This window comes from Arthrobacter sp. 05N429 (assembly GCF_056397045.1).
The window spans coordinates 317,652-336,661 of sequence record NZ_JBFTMQ010000003.1 but is presented as its reverse complement, the minus strand read 5'-3'; the positions used below and the strand labels follow the sequence as shown (position 1 = coordinate 336,661).

General features: G+C 66.7%; 16 protein-coding genes. All 16 read left to right on the top strand.

The features are described 5' to 3' along the window. The first annotated feature begins 131 nt into the window (after positions 1-131). Positions 132-1,844 carry an ABC transporter ATP-binding protein gene (locus tag AC1DF4_RS08495; protein ID WP_476912536.1) on the top strand — a complete coding sequence of 571 codons (1,713 nt, stop codon included), beginning with the start codon at positions 132-134 and terminating at the stop codon, positions 1,842-1,844. Between the two features lie 110 nt (positions 1,845-1,954). After that, positions 1,955-3,808 (top strand): ABC transporter ATP-binding protein, encoded by a 1,854-nt coding sequence (locus AC1DF4_RS08490; protein WP_476912535.1) that lies wholly within the window; start codon positions 1,955-1,957, stop codon positions 3,806-3,808. Beyond that, the gene (locus AC1DF4_RS08485; RefSeq protein WP_476912447.1) at positions 3,805-4,206 is read left to right on the top strand and encodes a GntR family transcriptional regulator; all 402 of its coding nucleotides are present in this window, start codon (positions 3,805-3,807) and stop codon (positions 4,204-4,206) included. The genes AC1DF4_RS08490 and AC1DF4_RS08485 overlap by 4 nt, the downstream gene beginning before the upstream one ends. Positions 4,207-4,427: 221 nt before the next feature. Then, positions 4,428-7,268: an excinuclease ABC subunit UvrA gene (gene uvrA / locus AC1DF4_RS08480; protein WP_476912534.1), complete on the top strand. Its 2,841-nt coding sequence runs from the start codon at positions 4,428-4,430 to the stop codon at positions 7,266-7,268. Between the two features lie 133 nt (positions 7,269-7,401). After that, the gene (locus tag AC1DF4_RS08475) at positions 7,402-8,175 is read left to right on the top strand and encodes an HAD hydrolase-like protein (RefSeq protein ID WP_476912446.1); all 774 of its coding nucleotides are present in this window, start codon (positions 7,402-7,404) and stop codon (positions 8,173-8,175) included. After that, positions 8,162-8,830 carry a lysophospholipid acyltransferase family protein gene (locus AC1DF4_RS08470; RefSeq protein WP_346925545.1) on the top strand — a complete coding sequence of 223 codons (669 nt, stop codon included), beginning with the start codon at positions 8,162-8,164 and terminating at the stop codon, positions 8,828-8,830. Before AC1DF4_RS08475 ends, AC1DF4_RS08470 begins: the two co-directional genes overlap by 14 nt. Before the next feature lie 62 nt (positions 8,831-8,892). After that, positions 8,893-10,917, top strand: a complete 2,025-nt coding sequence (gene uvrC, locus AC1DF4_RS08465) for an excinuclease ABC subunit UvrC (RefSeq protein WP_476912445.1) — start codon at positions 8,893-8,895, stop codon at positions 10,915-10,917. Positions 10,918-11,040: 123 nt separating this feature from the next. Then, on the top strand, positions 11,041-11,964 hold the full coding sequence (gene rapZ / locus AC1DF4_RS08460) for an RNase adapter RapZ (RefSeq protein ID WP_441404032.1): 924 nt from the start codon (positions 11,041-11,043) through the stop codon (positions 11,962-11,964). Then, positions 11,964-12,983: a gluconeogenesis factor YvcK family protein gene (locus AC1DF4_RS08455; RefSeq protein ID WP_476912444.1), complete on the top strand. Its 1,020-nt coding sequence runs from the start codon at positions 11,964-11,966 to the stop codon at positions 12,981-12,983. Before rapZ ends, AC1DF4_RS08455 begins: the two co-directional genes overlap by 1 nt. Before the next feature lie 10 nt (positions 12,984-12,993). After that, the gene (whiA, locus tag AC1DF4_RS08450; RefSeq protein WP_066438143.1) at positions 12,994-13,974 is read left to right on the top strand and encodes a DNA-binding protein WhiA; all 981 of its coding nucleotides are present in this window, start codon (positions 12,994-12,996) and stop codon (positions 13,972-13,974) included. 173 nt (positions 13,975-14,147) lie between these two features. Beyond that, positions 14,148-14,771, top strand: a complete 624-nt coding sequence (locus AC1DF4_RS08445) for a superoxide dismutase (RefSeq protein ID WP_441404034.1) — start codon at positions 14,148-14,150, stop codon at positions 14,769-14,771. A 289-nt stretch (positions 14,772-15,060) separates the two neighbouring features. Further along, on the top strand, positions 15,061-16,071 hold the full coding sequence (gene gap / locus AC1DF4_RS08440; protein WP_476912443.1) for a type I glyceraldehyde-3-phosphate dehydrogenase: 1,011 nt from the start codon (positions 15,061-15,063) through the stop codon (positions 16,069-16,071). Between the two features lie 10 nt (positions 16,072-16,081). Next, positions 16,082-17,308 carry a phosphoglycerate kinase gene (locus tag AC1DF4_RS08435; protein ID WP_476912442.1) on the top strand — a complete coding sequence of 409 codons (1,227 nt, stop codon included), beginning with the start codon at positions 16,082-16,084 and terminating at the stop codon, positions 17,306-17,308. Positions 17,309-17,390: 82 nt separating this feature from the next. Then, the gene (tpiA, locus tag AC1DF4_RS08430) at positions 17,391-18,206 is read left to right on the top strand and encodes a triose-phosphate isomerase (RefSeq protein WP_476912441.1); all 816 of its coding nucleotides are present in this window, start codon (positions 17,391-17,393) and stop codon (positions 18,204-18,206) included. 49 nt (positions 18,207-18,255) lie between these two features. After that, positions 18,256-18,513 carry a preprotein translocase subunit SecG gene (secG, locus tag AC1DF4_RS08425; protein ID WP_056433976.1) on the top strand — a complete coding sequence of 86 codons (258 nt, stop codon included), beginning with the start codon at positions 18,256-18,258 and terminating at the stop codon, positions 18,511-18,513. A gap of 116 nt (positions 18,514-18,629) precedes the next feature. Continuing rightward, on the top strand, positions 18,630-19,010 hold the full coding sequence (locus AC1DF4_RS08420; RefSeq protein WP_476912440.1) for an RNA polymerase-binding protein RbpA: 381 nt from the start codon (positions 18,630-18,632) through the stop codon (positions 19,008-19,010).

Below are 19,010 nucleotides of genomic sequence, written 5' to 3'. Positions count from 1 at the left end.
CCGGCCGACGTGTGACAACAGAGCACTGTGTGATCGTGCTTACAATGTCGGGGCAGCGTGGGGGCCGCTGCAGTCGCGAAGCTGAATCCATGCCCTGAATTAGCGATGGAGGATCGGTGCTTATTGGCCTGATGGGCCGGCTGTTAGCCGCCCACAAAGGGACCGTGCTCGCCATCGTGCTCCTGCAGCTGGTGCAGACCACTGCCAGCCTCCTCCTTCCCACCCTGAACGCGGCCATCATCGATGACGGCATCGTCGGCGGGGACGTCCCGGCGATCCTGCGGCTGGGGTCCTGGATGGCCGCGATCGCCCTGGTGCAGGTGGTCGCGGCCATCGCCGCCGGTTATCTGGGCGCCGTCGCGGCCATGGAGCTGGGCCGGGAACTTCGCGCAGAGCTGTTCGCCAAGGTGCAGGCCATGTCCTCCCAGGAAGTCGCGGCGTTCGGCGCTGCCAGCCTGGTGACGCGGGCCACCAACGATGTCGCGCAGATCCAGAACCTCGTGGTCCTCGTGTTCACGATGCTGGTCGCCGCGCCGGCGATCTTTATCGGCGGGATCGTGTTGGCCCTGCACCAGGACATCGCCTTGTCCGGAATCGTGGTCGCTGTGATCCCGGTGCTCGCTGTCATCATGATCCTGATCGTCCGGCGGCTCGTGCCTCTCTACCGGCAGGGCCAGGAACTCATCGACCGGACCAGCCGGATGCTGCGTGAGCAGATCATCGGCGCCAATGTCATCCGCGGCTTTGTCCGCCAGAGGTACGAAATCCGGCGCTTCGACTCGCTCAACAAGGACCTGACGAAGAACAACCTGCGGTCCGCACTGCTGGTCGCCGGAATGATGCCGCTGATCATGCTGGTGGTCAATCTGTCCTCTGTCGGTGTGGTCTGGTTCGGCGGACACCGGATCCAGGCAGGCGAGATGCGGCTGGGCGCCTTGACGGCGTTCATCGCCTATATCCTGCAGATCCTGATCGCGATCATGATGGCCATGTACGTCTTTATGACAGCCCCGCGGGCGGCAGCCTGCGCGGAGCGGATCCAGGCGGTCCTCGACACGGCGCCGGCGATCACGGACGGCGCGGGCGGCGCCACACCCGAGGGCCACGCAGTGCAGTTCCGGAACGTCTCCTTCGCATATCCCGGCGCCGAGGCTCCGGTCCTGGACGGGGTCAGCTTCACGGCCGTTCCCGGGACCGTGACAGCCGTCATCGGCGCCACCGGCAGTGGCAAAAGCACCCTCCTAAACCTGTTGCCCAGGTTCCTCGCCGCTACCGGCGGGAAGATCAGCATCGGCGGCTGCGATGTGCGGAGCCTGCCGCTGGACACTTTGCGGAGCCTGATCGCCGTCGTACCCCAGCATTCCTATCTGTTCTCCGGGACGCTTGCCGGGAACCTGCGGATGGCCGCCCCGTCGGCGACGGATGAGGACCTGTGGCGTGTGCTGGGCAGCGCGCAGGCGGAGGAGTTTGTGCGGAAGCTGCCGCTGGGACTGGAGGCGCCGGTGAGCCAGGGCGGCACGAATTTCTCGGGCGGGCAGCGGCAGCGCCTGTGCATCGCACGCGCCCTGCTCCGGGAGGCTCCCGTGTACTTGTTCGACGACAGCTTCTCGGCACTGGACTACGGCACCGACTACCGGCTCCGCGAGGCCATGGCGCCGCTGCTGCGAACGGCCACCGTCCTGGTTGTCGCCGAACGGGTGGCGACGATCGTGGACGCGGGCCTGATCCTGGTCCTTGAGGACGGCCGGCTGGTGGCGCAGGGAACACATCACCAGCTGATGGAATCCTCGGCGAGCTACCGGGAAATCGCCGCCTCCCAGCTGGTGCTGGAGGAAACCCTGTGACCCCGGAACAGGCGCTCGACGCCGGCACCGATGCCCCTGCCGTCCGCGACGCCAAAGACCAGCCCCTGGTGGACACCCCGTCCGGCGGCCGCAGCCAGTCCCTCCCGGTGATGGCCCAGGAGGAGGCTCCGAAGGGCAGCCTGTTCCGCTGGCGGACCGCCGGGCGGCTGCTCGGGCTGCTGCGGCCGTCCAAGTGGCGGATGGTGGGAGTCATCGCCGCCACGTGCGCGTTCGTGGTACTCAACGTGGCGGCGCCGAAAGTCCTGGGTGACGCCACCGACGTCGTGGTTGCGGGTGTGGTCGGGGGATCCTTCAATGAGGAAATGCTCGCCGCACTGCTGGCGGGGGTGTCCGTTATGTACCTGGGGGCCTCCGTCTTCAGCTGGATCCAGGGCACCCTGACAGCCGTCGCCGTCCAGCGCCTCGGCTACGGGCTCCGGGCCTCGGTGGAGGCCAAACTGCAGGTGCTGCCCTCCAGCCATTTTGATGAGCAGCACCGCGGGGACGTGCTGAGCCGCGCCACCAACGACGTCGACAACATCGCCCAGGCCCTGAACCAGCTCCTCAACCAGCTGATCATGTCGCTGCTGATGCTCTCCGGGGCGTTGGCCATGATGCTGTGGCTCTCCCCGGTTCTGGCCCTGGTTGCGCTGGTCTCCGTACCGGTGTCCATGCTCATCACCGTCCTCGTGGCCAGGAAGTCCCAGGCCCATTTCACCGAGCAGTGGGGAAGCACGGGCGAACTGCACGCCCAGCTGGAAGAATTCTTCACCGGCCACGAGGTCCTCAAGGCCTTCGGGCGGCAGGATGCCGCCGCTGCCAGTTTCAAGGAAGGCAACGACAAGCTGTGCCGGGCCAGCGCCCGCGCCCAGTACGTTTCCGGCGTAGTTCAGCCCCTGATGGTCTTTGTGTCCAACCTCAACTACATCGCCGTTGCCGTCGTCGGCGCGCTCCAGGTCCTGGCCGGCGCCATGACCATCGGAGGCCTCCAGGCCTTCATCCAGTTCACCCGGCTCTTCAGCCAGCCGATGGGGCAGATTGGCGGCATGCTCACCCTGATGCAGTCCTGCCTCGTTTCGGCCGGGCGGGTCTTCGAACTCCTTGACGCGCCGGAGATCCCGGCGGAGCCCGGCGTCACCGGCGCTGGCTCAGGCGCACCGCCGTCCGTGGCGGACCCGGCCGGCACCGCCGGCCAGGTCTCCGGCCGGGTCGCCTTTGAACATGTCACCTTCGGCTACAGTCCCGGCTCGCCGGTGGTCCGGGATTTGTCCTTCACCGTCGAACCCGGGCAGACCGTGGCCATCGTGGGCCACACCGGGGCCGGCAAGACCACCGTGGTGAACCTCCTGATGCGCTTCTACGAACTGGATTCCGGCCGGATCACCGCCGACGGCACGGACATCGCTGAACTGTCCCGGGATGAATTGCGGGCCAGGTTCGGAACGGTCCTGCAGGACGCCTGGCTGTTCACCGGCAGCATCCGGGACAACATTGAGTACGGCCGCCCCGGCGCTAGCGAAGCGGATATTGTTGCCGCGGCGCAGGCCAGCCATGTGGACCAGTTCGTCCGGTCCCTGCCCGGCGGCTACGCCACCATGCTCGGCAACGACGGCGACTCGCTGAGCCGCGGCCAGCGCCAGCTCATTTCCATCGCCAGGGCGCACCTGGCCGGGCGCAGCATCCTGATCCTCGATGAAGCCACCAGCTCCGTCGACAGCCGCACCGAACTGCAGATCCGGCAGGCGATGCAACGGCTCCGGCGCGGCCGCACCAGCTTCGTCATTGCCCACCGCTTGTCCACCGTGCGGGACGCTGATCTAATTCTGGTCATGGACCAAGGACGGATCGTTGAACAGGGGACCCATCAGCAATTGATGGCCAAGTGCGGGCTCTACGTGGAATTGTACGAGGCGCAGTTCGCCCGCCGCGAACAGCGCAAGAGTGCCCAGGAGCCCGGACAGTGACGACCAGTGACACATCAGCAACATCAGTGACACCCTTCCCCGGCACATGGCGGCCCAATCCGGGCAGCACCGTCCCACTGTTTGAACAGCTCCGGCTCAACATCATTGAACGGGCCGACAACGGGACCCTGGCGCCCGGAACGAAGCTCCCCGCAGTCCGGAGCCTCGCCGGCGAGCTGGCCGTCGCTCCGCACACTGTGGCGCGGGCCTACAAGGAACTGGAGGCCGCCGGCGTCGTGGTAACCCGCGGCCGGAACGGGACGGTGGTGTGCGCCCGGGACGAGGCCTGGAGCTCGCTCTCCGCCGCCGCCGCCGAATTCGCCGCCTCGGCCAAAGCCCAGGGCGCCAGCTTCGCCGAGGCCGTGCAGCTGCTCGCCGCCGCCTACGACCGCGAGTAGCCGGCCGGTAACACACCGGCCGGCAGTCCCCGGCGCGGGACACGGCCGAGAATGGATATTCGAAGAAGTTTTCGATTAGCATTGGTAGCGTGCCTAAAGCCGTAGCTGAAGATCCAGCCGTTGATACCCAGCCCGCCGCAGTCCCGGAGAGTGCCGTTCCCAAGGACTCCCCAAAGCCGGGACGCGCCGTCGAGACCCGCCCAGCAGTGACACGACCGGACATGTCCCGGCTCGTCGTCAAGGGCGCGCGGGAGCACAACCTGCGCAACGTGGACCTCGATTTGCCGCGCGATTCAATGATCGTGTTTACCGGTCTCTCGGGCTCGGGCAAGTCTTCCCTTGCGTTCGACACGATCTTCGCCGAGGGCCAGCGCCGCTACGTTGAATCGCTTTCCGCCTACGCCCGGCAGTTCCTGGGCCAGGTGGACAAGCCCGACGTCGACTTCATCGAAGGGCTCTCGCCCGCGGTGTCCATCGACCAGAAATCGACGAGCAAGAACCCGCGCTCCACCGTGGGCACCATCACCGAGATCTACGACTACATGCGCCTCCTGTGGGCCCGCGTGGGGCGCCCGCACTGCCCCGTCTGCGGCGAGCCCGTCACGAAGCAGACCCCGCAGCAGATCGTCGACCAGCTGCTGGAACTGCCGGACGGCACCCGCTTCCAGGTCCTGGCCCCCGTTGTCCGCGGCCGCAAGGGCGAATTCGTCGAACTGTTCAAGGAACTCACCGCCAAGGGCTACTCCCGGGCGCGGGTCGACGACAAACTGATCCAGCTCAGCGATCCGCCCAAGCTCGGCAAGCAGTTCAAACACACCATCGAAGTGGTCGTGGACCGCCTAGTGGTCAAGGACGGCATCAGCCAGCGCCTCACCGACTCGGTGGAAACCGCCCTCGGCCTGGCCGAGGGGCGGATTCTGGCCGAGTTCGTCGACCTCGAAGAGGACCACCCCGAACGGATCAGGGCCTTTTCCGAGCATCTGGCCTGCCCCAACGAGCACCCGCTCGCGATCGACGAGATTGAACCGCGCTCGTTCTCCTTCAACAACCCCTTCGGTGCCTGCTCCGCCTGCAGCGGCATCGGCACCAAACTGGAAGTTGATGAAGAACTCATCATCCCGAACGGGGAACTGTCCCTCGCGGACGGCGCCATAGCGCCCTGGTCGCTTGGCACCGCGACCACGGAGTACTGGAACCGCCTCCTCGGCGGCCTCGCCAAGGAACTCGGGTTCTCGATGAAGACCCCCTGGGAGAAACTCTCCGAGGACATCCGCCAGACCGTGCTGCACGGCAAGGACCACAAGGTTGTGGTGCAGTACCGCAACCGCTTCGGCCGGGAACGCAAATACAGCACGGGCTTCGAGGGTGTCATCCAGTATGTCCACCGCAAGCACCTTGAAACGGACTCGGACAAGGCCCGGGACCGCTACGAGGAGTACATGCGGCAGATCCCGTGCCCGGCCTGCAATGGCGCCCGCCTGAACCCGGCATCGCTCTCGGTGCTGATCAATTCCAAGTCGATCGCCGAGGTCGCCGCCCTGCCGATGCGCGAATGCGCCCACTTCCTGGACAACCTGGTGCTCACCGGCCGCGAGGCCCAGATCGCCCACCAGGTCCTCAAGGAGATCCAGGCCCGCCTGACCTTCCTGCTCGACGTCGGCCTGGAGTACCTGAACCTGGAACGGCCTTCCGGAACACTGTCCGGCGGCGAAGCCCAGCGCATCCGGCTGGCCACCCAGATCGGCTCCGGCCTCGTGGGTGTGCTCTACGTCCTGGATGAGCCGTCCATCGGCCTGCACCAGCGCGACAACCGCCGCCTCATCGAGACCCTCACCCGGCTGCGCGACCTCGGGAACACCCTGATCGTGGTGGAACACGACGAGGACACCATCCACGAGGCCGACTGGGTGGTGGACATCGGACCGGGCGCCGGCGAACACGGCGGCATGGTGGTGCACTCCGGCTCGTACAAGGAGCTGCTCGAGAACACCGAGTCGCTCACTGGAGACTACCTGTCCGGCCGGAAGCGGATCGAGATCCCGAAGAAGCGGCGCAAATACGACAAAAAGCGCGAGCTCAAGGTGGTCGGAGCCAAGGAGCACAATCTTCTGAACGTGGATGCCACGTTCCCGCTGGGACTCTTCACCGCCGTCACCGGCGTCAGCGGCTCAGGCAAGTCCACCCTGGTCAACGAGATCCTTTACAAGGTCCTGGCGAACAAGCTCAACGGCGCCAAGCAGGTGGCCGGACGGCACAAGTCCATCCAGGGCCTCGAACACCTCGACAAGGTGGTCCATGTCGACCAAAGCCCCATCGGCCGCACACCGCGGTCCAACCCGGCCACCTACACCGGCGTCTTTGACAACATCCGCAAACTCTTCGCCGACACCACCGAGGCCAAGGTCCGCGGTTACCTGCCGGGCCGGTTCTCCTTCAACGTCAAGGGCGGCCGCTGCGAGGCGTGTTCCGGCGACGGCACCCTGAAGATCGAGATGAACTTCCTGCCGGACGTCTACGTGCCCTGCGAGGTGTGCCATGGCGCCCGGTACAACCGCGAAACGCTGGAAGTCCACTACAAGGGCAAAACGATCGCCGATGTCCTGAACATGCCGATCGAGGAAGGCGCCGAGTTCTTCGCGGCCTACTCGCCGATCGCCCGGCACCTCAGCACCCTCGTCGACGTCGGACTCGGCTACGTCCGGCTGGGCCAGCCCGCCACCACGCTTTCCGGCGGCGAGGCCCAGCGCGTCAAGCTCGCGGCGGAGCTGCAGAAGCGCTCCAACGGGCGCAGCATCTACGTCCTGGACGAGCCCACCACGGGTCTCCACTTCGAGGACATCCGGAAGCTGCTGCTGGTGCTCCAGGGCCTCGTCGACAAGGGCAACACGGTCATCACCATCGAGCACAACCTCGATGTCATCAAGAGCGCCGACTGGATCGTCGACCTTGGCCCCGATGGCGGTTCCGGCGGCGGCCGCATTGTCGCCTCGGGAACTCCGGAACAGGTGGCCAAGTCCACGGAAAGCCACACGGCAGCTTTCCTGGCCGACATCCTGGCCTAAGCCACGCCACGCCCCGATGCATCCGCAGCATCCGCAGCATCCGCCGCGGATGCATCGGCGTTGCAGGCCACGTTATATTCCCGTCGGGGCATGCGAGTTTCTGGCATCAGTCCACTCGTGAGAAACTAGGCCGGTGACCCAAACAACAGTGCCCGTGATCTTCGACCTGGACGGCACTCTTGTCGATCCGGCCGGGGGCATAACGGACGGAATCGCAGCGGCCCTCACGGAGCTCGGACTCGGCATTCCCGGCAAAGCCCGGATGGACGCCATGATCGGCCCGAAACTCAGCCATTCCCTCACGGACATCGCCGGGGTCCCCGCCGACCGGCTCGACGACGCCATCCGGATCTACCGCGCGCATTACCGCACCACCGGCATCGCGCAAAGCCGGCTCTACCCGGGAATCCGGGCCCTGCTGGAATCCTTTGCGCAGGCCGGACGGCCCATCGCCGTGGCCACCCAGAAACCCGAAGGCATTGCCAAGACAGTCCTGGAGCACCACGGCATCGCCGGCCTGTTCCACACCATCCGCGGCTCGGCCGCCGACGAGGCGGCAGCAGCAGGCGAGCCGTCCGGTAAAGCCGGGATCGTAGCCGCCGCCCTCGCGGACCTCGCGACGCGGCACGGCCTGGACACACAACATGCCGTGATGGTGGGGGACCGCGCGCAGGACGTGGCCGGCGCCGCTGCCAACGGGCTCGACTGCATCGGCGTAGGCTGGGGCTTCGCTCCGGACGGCGAACTGGACGAGGCGGGAGCCGTGGAGATCGTGCACAGCAGCTCGGCCCTGTACGAGACGATTGCCCGGCGCGACGCCGCACACAGCAGTACAGTGAGCCGCTCAGTGACCCCCGACCTGACGATCCCAGCCCAAGACGAGGTGCACACCGATGGCAATGTTTGACGCAATCCGCTGGACCACGCGGGGCCTTGTCAGCTCCACCTGCCGGCCTACGGTAATCGGACTGGAAAACGTGCCCAAGGAGGGCCCGTTCATCGTGGCTCCCAACCACCTGTCCTTCCTGGACAGCGTGATCGTCCAGGCGCTTATGCCCCGCCCCGTGGCCTTCTTCGCCAAAGCGGAATATTTCACCACCGGCGGTGTCAAGGGCAAAGTGATGAAGTCCTTCTTCGAAGCCGTCGGATCCATCCCGGTGGAACGCGGCGAACAGGCTGCCAGCGTCCAGGCGCTCAAGACCCTGCTGGAAATCCTCGACTCCGGCAAAGGCGTCGGGATCTACCCGGAAGGCACACGCTCCCGGGACGGGATCCTCTACCGCGGCCGCACCGGCGTTGGCTGGCTGGCCCTGACCACGGGCGCCCCCGTGATCCCGGTCGGCCTGATCGGCACCGAGAACCTGCAACCCGCGGACAGCAAGTCGGTCAAGCCGCAGCACTTCACCATGAAGGTCGGCGAACCGCTGTACTTCGATAAGACCGGGCCGGACCATTCCCTGCCCGCCCGCCGCCAGGCCACCGACCGCATCATGGACGCGATCGCCGAACTCAGCGGCCAGGAACGCTCCACGAGCTACAACCAGAGCAAAGCCACCGACTAGCCCAAACCCTGCCCGCGGCTTAATCGTCAAGGGCACGGCTGCCTCCTCAGTAGACTTGAACTGTGGCAGATCCAGCGAGTTACCGACCCCAGACGGGTGAAATTCCGACCAATCCGGGCGTGTACCGCTTTCGCGACACGCACGGCCGGGTCATCTACGTCGGGAAGGCCAAGAACCTCCGCTCGCGGCTGAACTCCTACTTCGCCAATCCGGCGGGGCTGCTCCCCAAAACGTATGCCATGGTGCACACGGCCAGCAGCGTCGAGTGGACGGTCGTCAGCAGCGAGCTCGAGTCGCTGCAGCTCGAATACACCTGGATCAAGGAATTCAAGCCCCGTTTCAACGTGATGTTCCGGGACGACAAGAGCTACCCGTACCTCGCCGTCTCGATGGGGGACAAGTATCCCCGGGTCCAGGTCCTGCGCGGCGAGCGGCGCAAGGGCACCCGCTACTTCGGCCCTTACACCGCCGGAGCCATCCGGGACACGATGGACACCCTGCTGCGCGTCTTCCCGGTCCGCAGCTGCAGCCCCGGAGTCCTGAAACGGGCCGAAGCCAGCGGCAGGCCCTGCCTGCTCGGCTACATCGACAAGTGCGCGGCACCGTGCGTCGGCCGCATCTCGGCCGCGGACCACCGTGCCCTGGCCGAGGACTTCTGCACCTTCATGGGCGGTGAGGCCAAACCGTTCGTCACGAGGCTCGAAAAGGACATGGCCGCCGCGGTGGCTGAACTGGACTACGAGCGGGCGGCCCGGATCCGTGACGACATCGTCGCGCTCAAGAAGGTCTTCGAACGCAACGCCGTGGTCCTTGCCGAGGGCACCGACGCGGACGTCTTCGCCCTTCATGAGGATGAACTCGAAGCCGCCGTGCAGGTCTTCCACGTCCGAGGCGGCCGGATCCGCGGCCAGCGCGGCTGGGTCGTCGAAAAGGTCGAGGACACCACCACTCCGGACCTCGTCGAGCACCTGCTCCAGCAGGTCTATGGCGAGGAAGCCGGTCTTGAAGGCAGGCTGCCCCGCGAGGTCCTCGTCCCGGTGGAACCCAGCAACGCCGCCGAGCTCGCGCTCTGGCTCGGCGGGCTGCGCGGCGCCAGGGTGGACATCCGGGTGCCGCAGCGCGGCGACAAGGCGGCCCTGCTGTCCACGGTCCGGGAGAACGCGGAGCATGCCCTCAAACTCCACAAGTCCCGGCGTGCCGGCGATCTGACCATGAGGTCCCAGGCGCTCCAGGAACTGCAGGAGGCCCTCGAGCTGCCGGTCGCGCTGCTGCGGATCGAATGCTTCGACATCTCGCATGTCCAGGGCACCAACGTGGTCGGCTCCATGGTGGTGGTCGAGGACGGCCTGCCCAAGAAGTCCGACTACCGGAAGTTCTCTGTCACGGGGGAAGCCGCCAACGACGACACCGCCGCCATGCACGACGTGCTGACGCGGCGGTTCCGGAACTACCTGCAGGAGCAGTCCGTCCAGGCCGACGCCGCCCGCCAGCCGGGCCATCAGGCCATGCTTAACGCCACAGCCGACGCGGCGGTGGCCGGCCCGCTGTCCACGGTCGCGGACACCACCACCCCGGCGCCGCGGACCAAGTTCGCGTACCCGCCCAACCTCGTGGTGGTCGACGGCGGCAAGCCGCAGGTCAACGCGGCGGCCCGCGCCCTCGCCGAACTGGGCATCGACGACGTCTACGTCGTCGGGCTCGCCAAGCGCCTCGAGGAAGTCTGGCTCCCGGACAGCGACTTCCCGGTGATCCTGCCGCGGGCCTCGGCCGGGCTGTACCTGCTCCAACGCATCCGCGACGAGGCCCACCGCTTCGCGATTTCCTTCCACCGGCAAAAGCGCGGCAAGGCGATGACCGTCTCCGCGCTGGACGGTGTGCCCGGCCTTGGCGAATCCAAGCGCAAGGCCCTGCTCGCCCAGTTCGGCTCGGTCAAGAGCATCAAGACGGCCAGTGTCGAGGAACTCACCGGCGCCAAGGGGATCGGTCCGTCGCTGGCCGCGGCGATCGTCCGGCACTTCACCGACGACGACGGCGCCACCACCGTCCCAGCGATCAACATGACCACCGGCGAAATCCTTGAGACTTAGCTAGCACCGGCAAACTTAGCTAGGGTAAGGACTTGGGAAACGGCACGCGCGGCGACTTTTCGCGGCGCGGCCGCCGCCCGGCGGTCATAGCGCACAACAGCACAGCAGAACGGGGCTTCACTGATGGCAGAGTCGACGGCAGGATCCGGGACGGAATCGGACGGCATGACGCCGGTCAAACCCGTCGAGGCGGAACTGCTCGTAGTGACGGGCATGTCGGGAGCCGGCCGGAGCACCGCGGCGGACGCCCTGGAGGACCACGGCTGGTACGTCGTGGAGAACCTCCCCCCGCAGATGCTCGGCACCCTCGCGGAAATCGTGTCGCACGCCCCCGGGTCGATTTCCAAGCTCGCCGTCGTCATGGACGTCCGCAGCAAGGAGCTGTTCGCCGACATCCGCGCCGCACTCCGCAATCTTGAAGCGAGCGGCGTCGGCTTCCGGGTCCTGTTCCTCGACGCGGACGACGGCGTCCTGGTCCGTCGTTTCGAGCAGGGCCGGCGCCCGCACCCGCTGCAGGCCGGCGGCAGGATCCTTGACGGCATCGCCGCCGAACGCGAACTGCTGCACGAACTCCGCACCTCCGCCGACATCGTCCTGGACACCTCGGCGCTGAACGTCCACGGCCTCGCCACCGCGATCACCGAACTGTTCAGCGAGACCGGGCCCGTGGCCCTCCGCCTCAACGTGATGAGCTTCGGCTTCAAGTACGGGCTCCCGGTCGACGCGAACTTCGTCGCCGACGCCAGGTTCATCCCCAACCCGCACTGGGTCCCTGCGCTCCGCCCGCACACCGGTCTGGACAAGGACGTCAGCGACTACGTGCTGGAGGCGCAGGGCGTCAGCAACTTCGTGGAGCGCTACGTTCTGGCCCTCGAACCGGTCCTGGACGGCTACCGGCGGGAGAACAAGCACTACGCCACCATCGCCGTCGGCTGCACGGGCGGCAAGCACCGCTCGGTGGCAGTCGCCGTCGAACTGTCCCGCCGGCTCGCGCAGTACCCGCGCGTCACCGTGACCACCACCCACCGGGACCTGGGCCGCGAGTAATGGCGCTGCTTACCGGGCCGCTGCCGCTCGTCCCTCCGGCCAGCGCGGCCTTCGCCAGCCAGCAGGACAAGGGTCCCTCCGTCGTTGCACTCGGCGGCGGCCACGGCCTCTCCGCCTCGCTGTCCGCGCTGCGCCTCCTCACGTCCGAGCTGACCGCCATCGTCACCGTCGCGGACGACGGCGGCTCCTCGGGAAGGCTGCGGGAGGAGTACGGTGTCCTGCCGCCGGGCGACCTGCGGATGGCTCTCTCCGCGCTCTGTGACGACACGGACTGGGGCCGCACCTGGCGCGATGTTATGCAGCACCGCTTCGCGCCCGGCAAGGGCCGCGGCGGTTCCCTCGACGAACACGCCATGGGCAACCTGCTGATCGTGACGCTCTGGGAGCTCCTGGGCGACACCGTCGCCGGCCTCAAGTGGGCCGGGGCGCTGCTCGGAGCCCGCGGCGAGGTGCTGCCGATGTCCAGCGTCCCGCTGACCATCGAGGGCCAGGTCCGGGTCACCGCCCCGGACGGCACCTCGGTGCTCCAGACACTCACCGGGCAGGCGAAATGCGCCGTCGCCGGCTCGCTGGAACGCGTCCGGCTGCTGCCGGAGGACGCGCCGGCCTGCATCGAGGCGCTCACCGCTATCGAGCTGGCCGACTGGGTCATCCTCGGCCCGGGATCCTGGTACACCTCCGTGCTCCCGCACCTGCTGCTGCCGGAAATGCGCGAGGCACTGTGCAACACGGCCGCCCGGCGCTGCCTCACCATGAACCTCGCCACGGACACCAAGGAAACCCTCGGAATGTCCGCCGCGGACCACCTGCGGGTGCTCCGGGAGTACGCGCCGGACTTCACTATCGACGTCGTCCTGGCCGATCCGGCGTCCGTGACGGACCTCGCCGACTTCGAGCAGGCAGCCGGGATGCTCGGTGCCGAGGTGGTGTTGGGTAAAGTGGGGGCGTCGAGCCGCCGGCCGATCCACGACCCGCTGCGTCTGGCAACGGCGTACCACGACATTTTCGGGAACAGGTAGGAAAGGTGCCATGGCACTGACAGCATCAGTCAAGGAAGAACTTTCCCGGCTGGACATCAAGAAGTCCTCGGTCCGCAAGGCTGAAGTGTCCGCCATGCTTCGCTTCGCCGGGGGACTGCACATCATCTCCGGCAGGATCGTGATCGAGGCCGAAGTCGACCTCGCCTCAACGGCCCGGCGGCTGCGCGCCGCCATCGCGGAGGTCTACGGGCACCAGAGTGAAATTATCGTCGTGTCCGGCGGCGGGCTGCGCCGCGGCAGCCGCTACGTGGTCCGGGTGGTGCGCGACGGCGAAGCCCTCGCCCGCCAGACCGGCCTGCTGGACGCCCGGGGCCGGCCCGTCCGCGGCCTGCCCTCCGTGGTGGTGAACGGATCCGCCGCGGACGCCGAGGCCGTCTGGCGCGGCGCCTTCCTGGCCCACGGTTCCCTTACCGAGCCCGGCCGGTCCTCCGCCATGGAGGTCACGTGCCCCGGCCCTGAGTCCGCGCTTGCCCTTGTCGGCGCTGCCCGCCGCCTCGGGATCCAGGCCAAGGCCCGCGAGGTCAGGGGAGTGGACCGTGTGGTCATCCGCGACGGCGACACGATCGCAGCCCTGCTGACCCGGATGGGTGCCCACGACGCGCTGATGGTGTGGGAGGAGCGGCGGATGCGCAAGGAGGTCCGCGCCACCGCGAACCGGCTGGCCAACTTCGACGACGCCAACCTGCGGCGTTCGGCGCAGGCCGCCGTCGCTGCCGGCGCCCGCGTGGACCGCGCCCTGGAGATCCTCGGCGACGACGTCCCAGACCACCTGAAGTACGCGGGGGAACTGCGTGTCGCGCACAAGCAGGCAAGCCTGGACGAACTCGGCCGCCTCGCCGACCCGGTCATGACCAAGGACGCCATCGCGGGGCGGATCCGCCGCCTGCTGGCAATGGCGGACAAACGCGCCCAGGACCTCGGCATTCCCGGTACGGAGGCGAATGTGACACCGGAAATGCTGGACGAGTAGCCTCTGCCGGGAAACACCAGCAGAATCGGATCGGGCCGGCGGGAATACCTCAGGGGGACCGGAGGCTATGCCCACTGGATTCCGATCCAGAGACTTCCGGGTGCCATAACATCCGGATGCACAATCCGAGAGTTACCAAAACGGACAACCAGTCCACGACATTGGAGGATTTTGTGACCGAGTACGTACTGCCCGAACTTGACTACGACTACGCCGCGCTGGAGCCCCACATCTCCGCGAAAATCATGGAGCTGCACCACAGCAAGCACCACGCCGCCTACGTCACCGGAGCCAACAACGCCCTCAAGCAGCTGGCCGAGGCGCGCGAGAAGGGCGATTTCGCCAACATCAACCGTCTCTCCAAGGACCTCGCGTTCCACACCGGCGGCCACATCAACCACTCGGTGTTCTGGAAGAACCTCTCCCCGGACGGCGGCGACAAGCCCGAGGGCGAGCTCGCGGCCGCGATCGACGACGCCTTCGGCTCCTTCGACGCCTTCCGCGCGCAGTTCAGCGCGGCGGCACTGGGCCTGCAGGGCTCCGGCTGGGGTTTCCTCGCCTACGAGCCGATCGGCGGCAACCTCGTGATCGAGCAGCTTTACGATCAGCAGGGCAACGTCGCACTCGGCACCACCCCGCTGCTGATGCTGGACATGTGGGAGCACGCCTTCTACCTGGACTACGTCAACGTCAAGGCCGACTACGTCAAGGCCTTCTGGAACATCGTGAACTGGGCCGACGTCGCCAAGCGCTTTGACGCAGCCCGTAAGAACGCCACCGGCCTCATCACGCTCTAGAGCGGCGTTGGACGGCGGCGATTCGTTTGCGCAGCCGTTAACCGGAACGTAACAAAGCTCACATTTCCCGCCGTCAGGCTCGAATAGTGGACGGTCTGCCCCCGCACTTGCGGGGGCAGACCAAGTTAAACGTAAGATAGGTCACGGAAGGCGGTTAGCCTTCAGCAATGTGGCTGGTCGCCCTCCGATCTGTTAATCATCTCTGCCCAATGGCGTGCGGGATCTGTTAGTTGGCTTGAGCGCCTTCTCAACTAATCGTGCTTGAAGAAGCACCAAGGAGACTGAAAACGTGACCACCCGTATTGGTATCAACGGCTTCGGCCGCATCGGCCGCAACTACTTCCGCGCCGCACTTGCCCAGGGGGCAGACCTCGAGATCGTCGCCGTAAACGACCTCACCAGCCCGGAAGCCCTTGCACACCTCTTCAAGTACGACTCCGTGGGCGGACGCCTGCAGGAAACGATCGAGGTCAAGGATGGCAACATCGTCGTCGACGGCAACATTGTCAAGGTCCTCGCCGAGCGCGATCCGGCCAAGCTGCCCTGGGGCGAGCTCGGCGTTGACATCGTGATCGAATCCACCGGTTTCTTCACCAAGGCCGCCGACGCGCAGAAGCACATCGACGCCGGCGCCAAGAAGGTCCTGATCTCCGCCCCCGCCTCCGACGAGGACATCACCATCGTGATGGGCGTCAACGACAGCCTCTACGACCCCGCCGCGCACCACATCATTTCCAACGCCTCCTGCACCACCAACTGCCTCGGCCCGCTGGCGAAGGTGGTTAACGACGTCTTCGGCATCGAGCGCGGCCTGATGACCACCATCCACGCCTACACCGCCGACCAGAACCTGCAGGACGGCCCGCACAAGGACCTCCGCCGCGCCCGCGCCGCCGCCATCAACATGGTCCCCACCTCCACGGGTGCGGCCAAGGCCATCGGCCTGGTCCTGCCGGAACTCAAGGGCAAGCTCGACGGCTACGCCATCCGCGTGCCAGTCCCCACCGGCTCCGCCACGGACCTCACCGTCACTGTCTCCCGCGAAACCACCGTCGAGGAAGTCAACGCAGCCCTCAAGGCCGCCTCCGAGACCGCCGAGCTCAAGGGCCTGCTGACCTACACCGACGAGCCGATCGTCTCCTCCGACATCGTCGGGGACCCGGCGTCGTCCATCTTCGACTCGGGCCTGACCAAGGTGATCGGCAACCAGGTCAAGGTTGTTTCCTGGTATGACAACGAATGGGGCTACTCCAACCGCCTCGTGGACCTCACGGAGCTCGTCGCAGCCAAGCTGGGCTAGGGTAAGACTCATGACATTCCACACCCTCAACGAACTGATCGCTGATGGTGTCCGCGGGCGGTACGTTCTGGTCAGAAGTGACCTGAACGTGCCGCTCGACGGCTCTACAGTGACTGACGACGGCCGCATCAAGGCCTCCCTGCCAGTGCTGGCGAAGCTCACGGACGCCGGTGCCCGCGTGCTGGTCACAGCACACCTGGGCCGCCCCAAGGGGGCCCCCGAGGACAAGTATTCCCTCAAGCCCGCCGTGGCACGGCTGGCAGAACTTGCCCCCTTCAAGGTCGCCCTCGCCGGGGACACCGTCGGCGACGCCGCCACGGCGTCCGCCGCCGCCCTGCAGGACGGTGAAGTGCTCGTCCTGGAGAACGTTCGCTTCGATGCCCGGGAGACGTCCAAGGACGACGCCGAGCGGGGCGCGTTCGCGGACGAGCTCGTGTCCCTGACCGGTGACAGCGGTGCTTTCGTGGATGACGCCTTCGGCGCCGTGCACCGCAAGCATGCCAGCGTGTACGACGTCGCGACCCGGCTGCCGTCCTACCAGGGCGACCTGGTCCGCACCGAAGTCGAGGTGCTGCGCAAGCTCACCACCGACACGCAGCGGCCCTATGTCGTGGTGCTGGGTGGTTCCAAGGTCTCCGACAAGCTTGCCGTGATCGACAACCTCATCGGCAAGGCGGACACCGTCCTGGTCGGCGGAGGCATGCTGTTCACCTTCCTCGCCGCCGCGGGCCACAAGGTGGCGGGCAGCCTCCTGGAAGAGGACCAGATCCCAGTCGTGCAGGACTACCTCAAGCGCGCCGCGGACGCCGGGACCGAGTTCGTGGTGCCCACCGACGTCGTGGTGGCCAGCAAGTTCGCCGCCGACGCGGACCACGAAACGGTGCGCGCCGACGCGATTGAAGGCAGCAGCTTCGGAGCCCAGGGCATCGGGCTGGACATCGGCCCGGAGTCCGCCGCCGCCTTCGCGGAGCGGATCAAGGGCGCCAAGACGGTGTTCTGGAACGGTCCCATGGGTGTGTTCGAGTTCGCAGCATTCGCCGACGGTACCCGTGCCATCGCCCAGGCATTGACCGAAACCGGGGCCTTCACCGTTGTCGGCGGCGGCGACTCCGCCGCTGCGGTCCGGACCCTCGGCTTCGCCGATGACCAGTTCGGGCACATTTCCACCGGCGGCGGCGCCAGCCTTGAGTACCTTGAAGGCAAGGAACTCCCCGGCCTGAGCGTCCTGGACCGCTAGAAACCTCCAGCCGGCAGGGCACCCGGTCCCACGACGGGCGCCCTGCCGGCTGTTCCACTGCTACGAACTTTTTGGAGACCACGTGACTACGTCAACGAACGGCAAATTCGACCGCACGCCCTTCATCGCGGGCAACTGGAAGATGAACATGGACCACGTCCAGGGCATCACCCTCCTGCAGAAACTGGCCTGGACCCTGTCCGACGCCAAGCACGACTACAGCCGGGCGGAAGTCGCCGTCTTCCCGCCGTTCACCGATCTCCGCGGCGTCCAGACCCTGGTCCAGGGCGATGAACTCAAGGTCGTCTACGGAGGCCAGGATCTCTCCCAGTTCGACTCCGGCGCCTACACCGGCGACATCTCCGGGCAGTTCCTCGCCAAGCTCGGCTGCAGCTACGTGCTGGTCGGGCACAGCGAACGCCGCACCATCCACCACGAGTCCGACGAAGTGCTCAACGCCAAGACCAAGGCAGCCTTCCGGCACGGAATCACCCCCGTGCTCTGCGTCGGCGAAGGCCTGGAGATCCGGCAGGCCGGGACGCACGTCGGCCACACCCTCGCGCAGCTGCGCGCAGGCGTCGAAGGCCTCAGCCCCGAGCAGGCCGCCGAACTGGTCGTCGCCTACGAGCCGGTGTGGGCCATCGGGACCGGCGAAGTCGCCGGGCCGGACGACGCCCAGGAAATGTGCGCCGCCATCCGTGCCGAGCTCTCCACCCTCTTCGGCGCAGACGTCGCCGGAAAGACCCGCCTCCTCTACGGCGGTTCTGTCAAGGCCAACAACGCCGCGTCGATCCTCAAGGAACGCGACGTGGACGGATTGCTTGTCGGCGGTGCCAGCCTGGATGCCGCCGAGTTTGCTAATATTGTCAGGTTCGAGAGTCACCTGCTGACGGATTAGTCCGGACACTGTTGTGGCCCCCGTAATCCAAATCTTCTGAAAGGCCGTCGTGGACGTTCTTCATGTCATTCTGCAGGTCCTCCTGGGTATCACCAGCCTCCTGCTGACCTTGCTCATCCTGCTCCACAAGGGCCGTGGCGGCGGTCTGTCCGACATGTTCGGCGGCGGCATGAGCTCCGGCCTCAGCTCCTCCGGCGTGGCCGAGCGGAACCTGAACCGCTTTACGATCATCCTCGGCGTCACCTGGGGCCTCGTGATCATCGGGCTCGGCCTGATCATGCGGTTCAGCGGCGGCGGCGACTCCTAGCACCAATTCCGGAAAACTTCATAGGGGTCCTGTGGCCCTGCCCGCATCGGGAACTCCGAACTACACTGTGGCTGATTGCACGCGCATTCCGTCCGCCTAGTAGCCAGGAGTTCCCGATGCTGCATTCCGCCTCCGGATTCCGGGGCATCCGTGTAGGAGCCACCGAAGGGGCCGCGCCCCGCCACGAACCGATCGACGGCGCCGCTGTACGCACGCCCCGTATCCGCATCACCTACCAATGCGCCAAGGGCCACGAGACCCCGCTGGTCTTCGCCCAGCTGCCAGATGAGCAGATTCCCGGTGTGTGGGACTGCCGCCGCTGCGGCGGGACGGCCACCCGGGACGAGGCGCAGTTCGCGCTCGAGGAAATTCCAGTGGAAGGCTTCAAGAGCCATCTGGAATACGTTAAAGAACGGCGCTCCAGCCAGGACGCCGAAGACGTGCTGGCCGGAGCGCTCGAGAGACTGCGGTCCCGGCGGGGCTTCCCGGAGGGATAG